The 9,982-nt window shown below is 53.3% G+C and carries 13 protein-coding genes; 5 read left to right on the forward strand and 8 right to left on the reverse strand.

Annotation, left to right across the window (positions count from 1 at the left end; translation table 11 throughout):
* Nucleotides 1-5: 5 nt before the first annotated feature.
* Together B3P58_RS06625 and B3P58_RS06630 are read right to left on the reverse strand one after the other, a co-directional pair.
* Nucleotides 6-1,034: an AraC family transcriptional regulator gene (locus tag B3P58_RS06625; RefSeq protein ID WP_145469774.1), complete on the reverse strand. Its 1,029-nt coding sequence runs from the start codon at nucleotides 1,032-1,034 to the stop codon at nucleotides 6-8.
* 154 nt (nucleotides 1,035-1,188) lie between these two features.
* Nucleotides 1,189-2,064: a DUF6685 family protein gene (locus B3P58_RS06630; protein WP_145469773.1), complete on the reverse strand. Its 876-nt coding sequence runs from the start codon at nucleotides 2,062-2,064 to the stop codon at nucleotides 1,189-1,191.
* A 93-nt stretch (nucleotides 2,065-2,157) separates the two neighbouring features.
* Between B3P58_RS06630 and B3P58_RS06635 the strand changes: the two genes are divergently transcribed.
* Both B3P58_RS06635 and B3P58_RS06640 read left to right on the forward strand, forming a co-directional pair.
* The gene (locus B3P58_RS06635; RefSeq protein ID WP_225692182.1) at nucleotides 2,158-2,550 is read left to right on the forward strand and encodes a hypothetical protein; all 393 of its coding nucleotides are present in this window, start codon (nucleotides 2,158-2,160) and stop codon (nucleotides 2,548-2,550) included.
* Nucleotides 2,551-2,628: 78 nt separating this feature from the next.
* Nucleotides 2,629-3,081, forward strand: coding sequence for a flavodoxin domain-containing protein (locus B3P58_RS06640; RefSeq protein WP_145469771.1), 453 nt, complete (start codon nucleotides 2,629-2,631; stop codon nucleotides 3,079-3,081).
* Between the two features lie 30 nt (nucleotides 3,082-3,111).
* On the opposite strand, the gene B3P58_RS06645 is transcribed toward B3P58_RS06640, so the two are convergent.
* From B3P58_RS06645 to B3P58_RS06655, 3 genes are all read right to left on the reverse strand, one after another.
* On the reverse strand, nucleotides 3,112-3,858 hold the full coding sequence (locus B3P58_RS06645) for a DUF481 domain-containing protein (RefSeq protein WP_286716567.1): 747 nt from the start codon (nucleotides 3,856-3,858) through the stop codon (nucleotides 3,112-3,114).
* 83 nt (nucleotides 3,859-3,941) lie between these two features.
* Nucleotides 3,942-4,421, reverse strand: a complete 480-nt coding sequence (locus B3P58_RS06650; protein WP_145469769.1) for a hypothetical protein — start codon at nucleotides 4,419-4,421, stop codon at nucleotides 3,942-3,944.
* Nucleotides 4,422-4,539: 118 nt separating this feature from the next.
* Nucleotides 4,540-5,241 (reverse strand): hypothetical protein, encoded by a 702-nt coding sequence (locus tag B3P58_RS06655; RefSeq protein ID WP_286716569.1) that lies wholly within the window; start codon nucleotides 5,239-5,241, stop codon nucleotides 4,540-4,542.
* Nucleotides 5,242-5,443: 202 nt separating this feature from the next.
* Here B3P58_RS06655 and B3P58_RS06660 point away from each other — a divergent pair, with 202 nt between their 5' ends.
* Nucleotides 5,444-6,154: a TetR/AcrR family transcriptional regulator gene (locus tag B3P58_RS06660; protein WP_286716570.1), complete on the forward strand. Its 711-nt coding sequence runs from the start codon at nucleotides 5,444-5,446 to the stop codon at nucleotides 6,152-6,154.
* 37 nt (nucleotides 6,155-6,191) lie between these two features.
* Here the strand turns inward: B3P58_RS06660 and B3P58_RS06665 are convergent, their stop codons facing one another.
* The 3 genes from B3P58_RS06665 to B3P58_RS06675 form a co-directional block, all read right to left on the reverse strand.
* The gene (locus B3P58_RS06665; RefSeq protein ID WP_145469766.1) at nucleotides 6,192-6,443 is read right to left on the reverse strand and encodes a hypothetical protein; all 252 of its coding nucleotides are present in this window, start codon (nucleotides 6,441-6,443) and stop codon (nucleotides 6,192-6,194) included.
* A 276-nt stretch (nucleotides 6,444-6,719) separates the two neighbouring features.
* The gene (locus B3P58_RS06670) at nucleotides 6,720-7,820 is read right to left on the reverse strand and encodes an NAD(P)/FAD-dependent oxidoreductase (RefSeq protein ID WP_286716571.1); all 1,101 of its coding nucleotides are present in this window, start codon (nucleotides 7,818-7,820) and stop codon (nucleotides 6,720-6,722) included.
* A 173-nt stretch (nucleotides 7,821-7,993) separates the two neighbouring features.
* Nucleotides 7,994-9,010 carry a putative solute-binding protein gene (locus tag B3P58_RS06675; RefSeq protein WP_286716572.1) on the reverse strand — a complete coding sequence of 339 codons (1,017 nt, stop codon included), beginning with the start codon at nucleotides 9,008-9,010 and terminating at the stop codon, nucleotides 7,994-7,996.
* 166 nt (nucleotides 9,011-9,176) lie between these two features.
* Here B3P58_RS06675 and B3P58_RS06680 point away from each other — a divergent pair, with 166 nt between their 5' ends.
* The gene (locus tag B3P58_RS06680) at nucleotides 9,177-9,377 is read left to right on the forward strand and encodes a DUF2788 domain-containing protein (protein ID WP_145469764.1); all 201 of its coding nucleotides are present in this window, start codon (nucleotides 9,177-9,179) and stop codon (nucleotides 9,375-9,377) included.
* 183 nt (nucleotides 9,378-9,560) lie between these two features.
* Nucleotides 9,561-9,982: hypothetical protein (locus B3P58_RS06685; protein ID WP_286716573.1), on the forward strand; the 422-nt coding region annotated here is incomplete at its 3' end.

Raw genomic sequence — 9,982 nt, forward strand, 5'->3', positions numbered from 1 at the left:
CGGGGTCAGAGTCCGCGTTCTTCGCGGTAGTAAGACGGCGCGTGCTGGGTCCAGCGGCGGAATGCTTTACGGAAGTTGGATGGGTCGCTGTAGCCAACGAGAGCGGCGATCTCTTCGATCGGCAGGCTGGAATTACGCAGGTACTCAATCGCCATCTCTTTGCGTACTTCATCCAGAATACGCTGATAGGAGGTACCAACATCCTGCAGGCTGCGGCTCAGGGTGCGGGTTGAGGTTGCCAGATGGCTGGCAACCACATCCACCGGCGGAAAGGTGCCGGGATTACTGAGCAGAATACGGCGTACCTTGGCGACGATGCCTTCTTTCGGTCCCATACGGGCCAGGATCTCTTCGCACTGGCTTTCCGCCATGGCGGCGGTGGCACGGTCGGCCATCGCCAGCGGGGTATCGAGCAGCACGCTGTCGATAATAAATTCGGTGCGTGGCTGATCAAACAGTACAGGGCAGTTAAACAGGTGCTGATATTCGTCGGCATAGCCCGGCATCGGATGGTTCAGGTGCACTTCACGGGCGTCGATCTCTTTGCCGGTCAGAAAACGTGCAAGGGTGGCAAAGATAGCAATGAACACATCGCACATCAGGCGATACATATGTTCAAACGGGATATGGGATGTCAGGCGTACGGCGGTGGTATCGCCCTGATCGACCACTTCAAAAGTAAACGCAGGATCAACCAGAGAGTGATACTTCAGGCCCAGGCGCAACGCACTGCGCAAGTCGGCACAGCTGAGAATGGCGTAGCCGAGCATACCAAACTGATTGATATTGATGGCTTTGCCGAGATCCAGACCCAGCGTTTCTTCAGGATAATCACGCATCAGATTGCCGGCCAATAACAGCATCTGCTGATAGGTCAGACGGGCCGACGGGTCGGATAACTGCTCGGGGCTGATGCCGGTGTTCTGCAGCAGGACATCGCTGGTTATCCCTTTTTCTGCGCCGACACGGATCATGGTTGCCGGAATATTTACCGGAACCAGAGGTTCGGTCAGGCTCCAAGTACCTCGGATCATGTGAATACCGTTATTGTTATATTGGGCGATAGGATGACAGGCTTTAGCGTTAAATCAAGAGCTATACGCTGTGTAAAGGGCACGAATGATACTTGTCGTTCGTATAAAAATGCTGAGTTTTTATGGTCGCCGGAGGCAGGTGAGATACATCCGGTCAGTGATTACGGAAAGGAAAATGCTGGCGCGTCAGAAAGCGGCCGAACTCGGTAATCTGCTGAGTTGAGCGATTATTCAGCAGATTCAGCAGAATGCGGTTGATCTTGCGGTTGTTCTTTCGTGCAACCAAAAAGACCAGATCACTGCGCCGCCATTCAAATTCGGCCAGTACCACAGGCAGGTCTGCACGGCTGAGCAGATCATGCATAATGTAGGCGCTGTCACGTTGCATCAACAGCAGCCAGTAATCGTTGCGCAGACGATCCAGAACCTTGGTATTCAGGCTTTCCACGTTGATCAGCGCCGGAATGGATGCGTCCCGCTGCTTTTGCTGAGCGTACAGCAGGGTAGCTGCAAACAGGCGCGGCTCCTCTTTATTCACCCAGTAATAACGGCCATCCCACTCGCGGTAGACCACCCGGTGAGGTTTGGCCGCATCGGGAAACACCGTATGCAGCGCCTGCTCAAAATCGTCCGCGCTTTCAAGCATGATGTCTGCGCAATTATGTTCTGCATAGGCATGCAGGTTGGGCCAGTCCTGTTCCTGATGACTGAATTCCACACCCTCGATTGCCGTGATTGATAGCGGCCGTTTATATTCTTTTTCGATCAGCAGTTTTTCCATTAGATCAATCAATGGCTGCCAGTCTTTGCCGGAGGCTTGCAGTGATTCATGCAGAGATTTAACCACAGCCTGCAGACTGAGCCAGCGGTGGCTGAGGAAACTGTTGGGGTTGATGGTTCCCAGTGGGGGCAAAGACAGTTCTTTCGCCGCCTGGCCGGCGTACCAGACAGGGAACAGACGCTGAATAAGATTGTTGAAAAAGCTTTCAATATCCAGAGCGGGTGGTGTTGGCTTTCCGGAATTATCCATGGGTCAGTGTAAGTACGTCTATGCTGAATGAAATGAAGGCCTGTCAACACTCATTAAACAGGCACTATTACAAGTAAAGCATGAATGGGAGATATGGCTATGTCCGCCGAACCCTCTGCACCATCACCTCTGCAGGTTCTGGCCCGGGTAAACCGTGCGCTGGAAGATGCGGGACTGAGCGATAACCGCGCTCAGCGGGAGCCCCTGCCGTTGTTCACTGAATTATTAAATGACTGGTTTGTGTGTCAGGACCTGAACGAGCAGCAGATGGAATGGAGCATCGCCCTGCCGCTGTTGCTGCAGACCATGACCGCTCTGGAGTTGTCGGAATCTATCCGCAGCGTGTTTGAAGAAACCCTGCAGTTATGCCGGGCGCACGGCACGCTTAGCGTCTGGACACGGCGCGAGCTGGAAAGCCGCTTCCGTTCGTTGCAGGCTGATATTGAGAAAGAAAACCAGCGCCTGCAGGTTCCGGCCGGTTATTGAGGCCGTATGGTTGCTGTTCCGCTGAAGTATTTCTGCCGGCCTTGATTGCGTATAATCGCCGCTTTTTGCGGAGGCCTTATGTCTGTTATTTATCTTGCTGTTGGCAGTGTAACGGGGACGGCGCTGATTGTTGCCAAAGCGGTACAGCAGCAACTGGAGCAAGCCGGTCACCGGGTTGTGTTAGACGATAAGCCCAGCGTCAGTGCATTAAACGCCAGCCAGTGCGATGCTGTATTAATCTGCACATCGACCACCGGGCGTGGTGATTTACCGGCCGCTATCGCCCCTTTTTATGTTGAACTCGAAGAACAATTCCCACTGCAGAATGGTAAGCCGTTTGGGGTGATCAGCCTCGGTGACAGCTCTTACGATGCCACTTTCTGTGGGGCTGGCGCACTGTTCGAAGAGCGCTTCTTTGAACTGCAGGGCAGTGCACCGGTACCTCGTGTCACCATCGATGCTACCGAAACCGTTACTCCGGATGAGGACGCCCTGTTCTGGCTGAACGAGTGGATGGAAAAAGCCCTCTGACAGCAAGGCTGGCAGAAGGCTGAATGTTGGTCAGAAACGCACCACCAGTTTCAGCTGAGTCTGGTGGTTGTGATATTCAGTACCTTCCGGCGGACGGGTATCCCAGCGGCTCTGCCATTGCCACTTCAGATCGGTATGAGTGCCCAGAGGTAAAGTGACTGCCAGCTGCCATAAGGCGCGCTGATCTGAAGGCTCGTCGACCGATGGCTGAAAATACAGGGTGCTCTGCAGCTTGCTGTAGGCCAGTTTCCACTGAATATGGGTATACAGGCTCAGACGGGTGAGCTGGCTGCTGTTATCTTCGTCGAGTACCCGTTCCCGCACTTCCTCATGAAACAAACCAATGCCCTGATACAGACGGGTCTGCTCATCAAACGCATGCTGGTAACGCATTCCGGCACCGATCAGGGCCCGGTGTGCCAGAGCGGCAAAGGGATCACGTTCGTATTGGGCATAAAACTCTTCAGACCAGGTGTCACGACGGTTCAGCACCAGACGGCTGTGGATAAAGGTGTCATCGTCGGTGCGTTCACCGTTGCTGGATTCGTAGCTGCGGTTGCCCCAGGTGAAAAAGCGCTTGTTATCATCCTGCCAGTTGCCGTTCAGGCCCAGATTCCACTTCCGTTTTTCGTTGTTGCCGGATTCCGCATCAAAGCCGATCTCCGCTTTGCCGGACCAGCCCAGCTGATCGTCGCCGGCGCGCTTTTCTTCAACGTTGGTAATCGCTTGGGCGGTGAAACTGAGCAGGCTGAAAGCAGCGAGCAGCGGAAAGCGCATGTCGGACTCCTGAAATAAAAAAGTCGGACATTATAGGGAAGGCGGGGCAGAACTGCATGTTATGTCTGCCACAGGAGGCGTAATTACTGCGGCAGACGGGCGGAAGCCAGATTCTGAATCAGGGTATGCAAGCGGTTGATCTGCTGGCGCTCAGAGTAGGCCGTGCCGCGCTCACCAAACTGCTGGCGGGCTTCATCGAGAATGGCCACCGTATCCAGTTCGGCACTGTCATCCAGTTCAGCCCGGGCAGTATTGATCAGGGCAAAGGCGTTGAGGTCGCGCCCGGCGATCAGGCCGTACTGTTGCAGGCGGTTCTGAAATTCACCGACTTCTCCGGCAGGCAGGGAGCGCACATCGAAATCGCTGGCTACAGCGCTGACCATTAACGCGCGTTGCGAAGGAGAATATGGGTGGGCTCCGGCGGTGCTTTCTGCATTGCCAGTATTGGCAGCAGATACGGCTGCGGTAGCTCCGATCTGTCCGCCCGCGACGCTGTCTGCCGGATTGTGATCCGGAATCAGGGGCGACTGTTGTTGCAGGTAGCTGGTAAGGGCGTTAAGCATAAATCATATTCTCCGGCGTTAAGCGGAGAATGCAGAAGCTGTGCCACTACTGAAGAGGCGCTGAGCAAACAGCAGTCCCGCCAGGAGTGGCGGGACTTACGGAGCGGTTAGCGGGTTCTCAGAAGTGGTAAGTAGCGCTCAAGACAGGCCCGAAAGCGGCAACCTGCCAGTAAGGTGCGTCAGACTTTGCCGTTGCTGCCTCAAGGTTGCCATTGCGGTACTGTTCGCGCGCTGCCGTCATTGTCTGCGGCGAGGTGTAAATTTTTACTTCGGAGGCGATCATGCCGGTAGCGAAGGTCATCCAGCCATCTGCGGGACGTTTGTCATCGTAGGCAACGGCAAGACCCGCAAGGCCATTTACCAGACCGGCCAGAAAATGATTCAGCAGGCTTTGCTCATAGATTTCACGCTCGGCAGCGGTGTTAAGCCATTGCTCGGCCTGTGCCAGCTTCAGCTGCCGGGCCGTATTATCCGTTTCTGGCATGGCTTTCAGATCCTCAGCAAAGCGATGGGTCTGCATCGGATTAAGCAACATATCGGCAGCACCGAGGAAGCTGGTCGTAAAGCCTACAGCACGGTCATATTTGTTGTGCTCGCCGTCGGTTTGCGTATAGGCAATGCCGTTCAGGGCGGTTACACCGGCAAATAATCCAAACCAGCCATCCTGCCACAGGCGGGAATGGCTGGCGCTGTTATCAAACTGTTGCTGCAGAAAGGCGAGTTTAGCCTGCTCATCTGCCTGGACTGCGGTGCAGCTCAGTAGCGAGAGAAGTGTCAGGGTCTGCAAAGAGGTTTGCCGAAGGTTGAGGCTGCTGAGCATACTTGGGTCCTGAGATTATTATTATTGTGCTTATAAAACCCAATTTTTGTACCAAAGTACAGTTTTGAGTGGGACAAATCCTGCCACTCTAAAGTATGAAATATGCTCAAGTGGTACCTTGGTGCTTATATTTGCCATTTTTCTTTCGTCGGACAATCCGCATAATAATGGCTATATCTGTGAAACATTCGGAGAGACGAACATGGCATTGGTTGCTGAAACAGCAATAAATAAAAGCAAGCCCTTACAATATCAGGGGCGAAAAGCCAGCCGGGCCAAGAGCGAGCAGCGTCGTCGGATTATTCTGGAAGCAGCATTACGTATTGTAATCAGTGAGGGGGTTCGTGGGATCCGTCATCGCGCTGTTGCGAAAGAAGCCGGCGTTCCTCTGGCGGCGACCACTTATTACTTTAAGGATATTCAGGAACTGATTATCGACACCTTCACCCTGTATACGGAGAAGGCGTTGGAAGTGGTTAACGAATTCACTCACCAGTTTTATCAGCCGATGGCCAGTATGGCAGGCACAGATATCAGCAGTCCGGAAGGCCAGAAGGCGCTGGTGGACTTTATGGTGGAACAGCTCACGGTGTACATGCATGAGCAGATTATCGGTCAGCGCGATATGTTGATTGCCGAGCAGGCATTCCGTTATGAAGCCATCGTTAATGAAAGTATCCGCAAGCTGGCACAGATGCATCGTAAAGCGCTGTTTGATAAAGCGGCAGAATTTTTCCGCAATGTGGCCAACTCAGATGCGCCGGAAGCTGATGCTGAAATTTTGCTGGGCTTATTCCATTCGCTGGAGTACAGCGCTTTGCTGAAAAATGAAGAAGAGCCGGATCTGGCAGAAGTGTCAGCCACCCTGCGCCGTCACCTGTCCCTGTTGCTGCCGAGGTTACTGGCAGTCTGAGGTTCTGCGCTTTGTCCTGAGGCCGGGCAAAGCGCTTTCAGAGTGCGAAGTGGTAGCCGGCCTGAGCCAGCAGCATGCGCATCAGGCGCATTTCTGTGGTGCTGAAGGTGCGGACATTACTGCAGTGCTCGCACAGAATACCGTGTTTGCTTTTCAGCGTTTCGATACTGATGTCGGTGTCCTGCTGGCAGTGGTCACAGTTTATCGGGATCATCACTTTGGCAGACAATATTGTGCTGACATCTCCGTAGCTGACCTCTGCTTGTTTCACAGGCAGCGCTTGACTCATAGGGTTCCCCTGTTCATTCAAACTGTTTGTCTTAACAACTGTTCTTCAGATTAGCAGTTCGTTGTCTCATGCTTGTGTCGTATCAGGGAGTTATGGTGAGCATTCGTAAGCCGATTGTTCATCATCTGCGGCTTGTCGGATTACAGTGTAGTTTGGCTGTAACATAAATGCACAATCCGCCGTACTAACTGCATCAGATCGTATAACTCTATGATTTTTTAGATGAATTGCTTCGGCCCGTAGCCATGGGCAGGGCGTTTTTGGCAACACCTGAACCTACTTTTGTAACATTTCTGTTACAAAAGTGCCAATAGCAAGAGAAGCGGTCAGGCCCGGGCTTTCTATCCCAAACAGATGAACCGCGGGGGCACGGTTATCAGGACGCTGGATATTGAAGTCGGCTGCAGTCTCATGCTTTGTGTGCAGTTTGGGACGGATACCGGCGTAATCTGGCTGCAGGTGTTGTTCTTTCAGGCCGGGAAAGTAGCGCTGAATGGCCCTGGCGAACGCGGGCGCCAGCGCCGGGTCTACCCGGTAATCCGGGGTGTCGTCTGACAGATATTCGGTATCAGGGCCGAAGCGCAGCTGATTACCAAGGTCGAGGGTGGCATGAATGCCCAGCCCTGCCAGATTCTTTTCCGGCAGCGGGTAGATAAGATGCCGGAAAGGGTTTTTGCTCTGGTAGCTGAAGTAATGCCCGCGACAGAGATAAAGCTTTGGAATCCGGCTTTCTTTAATGCCCAGTGCGTGGGCCATCTTCTGGGCCTGCAGACCAGCGGCATTGACCAGTGCTGCGCAGCGGATACTGCTTACACCATCCATGCTGCATACTTCAATCTGCCATCCATTATCGCGCTCGCTGGCGGAGACAACCCGCGAGTGTTTGAGCAGCAGGGCACCGCGTTGCTCAGCCTGCTGGGCAAGACGCTCCATATAACTGTGGCTGTCGATAATACCCGTCGTGGGAGAGTAAAGCGCCGCATAACCGCGCACCTGAGGTTCCATATCCTGCAGCTGCTGCTGATCAAGCAACTGCAGGGGAATCCCCAGATTACGGCCTTTGCGCAGCAGCTGTGTCAGCTGTTCCTGACCACTTTCGGGGGCGACAATCAGTTTACCGATAGCTTTGCGGGGAACATCAAAGGCTTCACAGAACCGATACAGGCGCTGCTTGCCTTCGATGCACAGACGTTCTTTCAGTGAGCCTGGTGCATAGTAAAGACCGGCATGAATGACTTCGCTGTTACGACTGCTGGTTTCTGCGCCAAAGCGGTTATTTTGCTCCAGCAGCAGGACGGAGCCGTGGTGGCTGAGTTCATAAGCACAGGCAAGGCCTATAACACCGCCGCCGATAATGCAGTAATCGAAGTCTGTCATAGGCTGAAAATCACCATGATGTGGCCGGGTCGGGTAGAGTACAGAATCAGGGGTCTGGCTGAATTGTAAAGGATATCCGCGCGTATGAAGATGCCTTCATGGCGGACCAAGGGGACGTGCGGTAACTGTTAACGCTCACCGCACGCAGCGAATCCCTGTTAATGGGGTTGGAATCAGCCTTCGGCCTTTTCAGCACATTCAAAATGGCCAGGATTAGTACGGCAGCGCAGACGGAACATCAGCTTCATCATCCGTGGGTCGTAAACCTCTTCGGCGGTCAGTTCCAGACGGATCTGACGCAACATTTCTTTGTACTCATCCATCATTTTCTGCGGCAGGTCGATCCAGTAGTTCTCCGGGATTCCGGCCTCCGCGACGCGGATATGTTCCATCGCTTTATCAAAATTACGGAAGGCAAACTCACGGCTCTGTTGTGCAAATTGTGGCGGGAAGCGCTTGCTGTGAATCAGCAGCTGGAAATTCATCTGCGCCATGCTGAAGCGATAAATACCTCCGTTTTCCCCCAGCCCTTTGTACATTTCGAAAGGCTGATAAGCGATGGCGGGTGCATAGGCAACGTCAACATCGCCATTATTAAAACGCGGTGCAAATGTGGCGACGCTGGATGGCACCATGGTGGCGCCCACGTGTTCCACCACTTTTACCGAAGCCTTGTCGTAATCAAGAGTGGCGATACGCTTGCCGGCTGCTGCCTCGACTGAATTGATGGCCTTATCGCGTACGTAAATATATACCGCACCGCCAGGCATGATACCGGCCACCTCATAATCACCCTGCAGCATATATTTGCTGGCCTGAGGTTTGGCGAGCATGCCGATTAAATCCTGTAACTGCTGATAATCGCTGATGCCGCCCAGCGCTTCGATACTGGCAGTAAAGGCGTTATAGGGACGAACGCGCGTGCCTGTGACGCCCATAGCGTCACAATGACCGGCATTAAAATCGGCCAGTACGACGGCTTCGTTGGTATAGGCCTTTAACTCCAGTTCGGTTCCCCAGGACAGGGCGCTGGTCTGGTAATCACGCATGGCGTCGAATATCGGCCCTTTGGCACCGACCGGATCGAATACACAGAAGGTACGTTTGACGGTATCTGCATGGGCGGAAGACAGGCTGCACAGCAGAACAGCAAAAAGGATTAACAGGTGGCGTGAGGCGTTAGAAAACATAATCAGGACCTTTGTTTATTATTATGCAGGTCATCTGCCCGCCCATGATAACCGTCTGGGATGCGGTAGCAAGTCAGGCGCAGCATTGCCTTGCGGGCTGGTGCCAGAGCCCGCCTCTGAGTACCATACGCGCACTTTTTAGCTGTACACCGGAAGGTAGCGCGGAATGAATGCAGAGCTGTTTGAAACCTGGGCAATGAATATTGGCGTCACACTGTTGATCGGCTTTATGTTTTTCATTATTTACGACCTGGGTAAGCGCGCCAACGCCGGTAAGTTCGGGATGATGATTCTGCTGATTGGTTTGGGGCTGGGTATGGTTGGTTTTATTATTAAAACCGTACTGGTTGAAGTGCTTGATCTCTGAGCCATCCGGCATCTGACCAAAACACCAGATTTTTTAAGAACCTGGTGTGAATTCCTGCAGTAATGTCTGTCTGGTGCTAGCGCCAGCCTTGTTGTTTGTCTATACCTTAAAAGTATAAAGGATATCTTCTGTTTATCTGCTAACGGCAGAGGAGTCCGGCAATAATAACAACAGGGAGTGGTTATGGTTGCATGCAGCGCAGCACCAAGTCTGGAGCTATTGTCCCCAGAGCGGGGCGGAGCAGGAATCCAGCGGGTTCCATCAACCCTCAGCGGGCGTGCAGATGCCTGTGTTTATATCGTTAATCTGCCGGCAGATTCTGCTTCTCTGGGAATCGTGGGCTATACGCCTCAGCTCAGTGAACTGATTGAAGATGCTATGCCTCTTGTCTGGCACCTGCTTGCACGCCAGTCTCTGTCGGAACAACTCCCGATTTACCTTTTCTACGTGAACCCCCGTGATCAGATCGGCACTAATGCTGCGCGTTTGCTGCAATTGCTGCAGTTAATGTCCGGTAAGGCGCAAATCTGGGTGCCGGTGTCGACCAGCCACAGCGCGATCCTGCATTCGCTGCGCCTGATTTTGCCTGAAGCTGTGAGGCTGGA

It is taken from the genome of Thalassolituus sp. UBA2009, assembly GCF_002335285.1.
In the GTDB taxonomy this organism is placed as follows: domain Bacteria; phylum Pseudomonadota; class Gammaproteobacteria; order Pseudomonadales; family Oceanobacteraceae; genus Venatoribacter; species Venatoribacter alkanivorans.

Excerpts from the sequence above, each read along its gene's own strand:
- B3P58_RS06640 (WP_145469771.1), top strand. The coding sequence starts at position 2,629 with ATGTCTGTTATTTATCTTGCTGTTGGCAGTGTAACGGGGACGGCGCTG.
- B3P58_RS06645 (WP_286716567.1), bottom strand. The coding sequence starts at position 3,858 with ATGCGCTTTCCGCTGCTCGCTGCTTTCAGCCTGCTCAGTTTCACCGCC.
- B3P58_RS06625 (WP_145469774.1), bottom strand. The coding sequence starts at position 1,034 with ATGATCCGAGGTACTTGGAGCCTGACCGAACCTCTGGTTCCGGTAAAT.
- B3P58_RS06675 (WP_286716572.1), bottom strand. The coding sequence starts at position 9,010 with ATGTTTTCTAACGCCTCACGCCACCTGTTAATCCTTTTTGCTGTTCTG.
- B3P58_RS06670 (WP_286716571.1), bottom strand. The coding sequence starts at position 7,820 with ATGACAGACTTCGATTACTGCATTATCGGCGGCGGTGTTATAGGCCTT.
- B3P58_RS06655 (WP_286716569.1), bottom strand. The coding sequence starts at position 5,241 with ATGCTCAGCAGCCTCAACCTTCGGCAAACCTCTTTGCAGACCCTGACA.
- B3P58_RS06665 (WP_145469766.1), bottom strand. The coding sequence starts at position 6,443 with ATGAGTCAAGCGCTGCCTGTGAAACAAGCAGAGGTCAGCTACGGAGAT.
- B3P58_RS06680 (WP_145469764.1), top strand. The coding sequence starts at position 9,177 with ATGAATGCAGAGCTGTTTGAAACCTGGGCAATGAATATTGGCGTCACA.
- B3P58_RS06630 (WP_145469773.1), bottom strand. The coding sequence starts at position 2,064 with ATGGATAATTCCGGAAAGCCAACACCACCCGCTCTGGATATTGAAAGC.
- B3P58_RS06660 (WP_286716570.1), top strand. The coding sequence starts at position 5,444 with ATGGCATTGGTTGCTGAAACAGCAATAAATAAAAGCAAGCCCTTACAA.
- B3P58_RS06635 (WP_225692182.1), top strand. The coding sequence starts at position 2,158 with ATGGCTATGTCCGCCGAACCCTCTGCACCATCACCTCTGCAGGTTCTG.
- B3P58_RS06650 (WP_145469769.1), bottom strand. The coding sequence starts at position 4,421 with ATGCTTAACGCCCTTACCAGCTACCTGCAACAACAGTCGCCCCTGATT.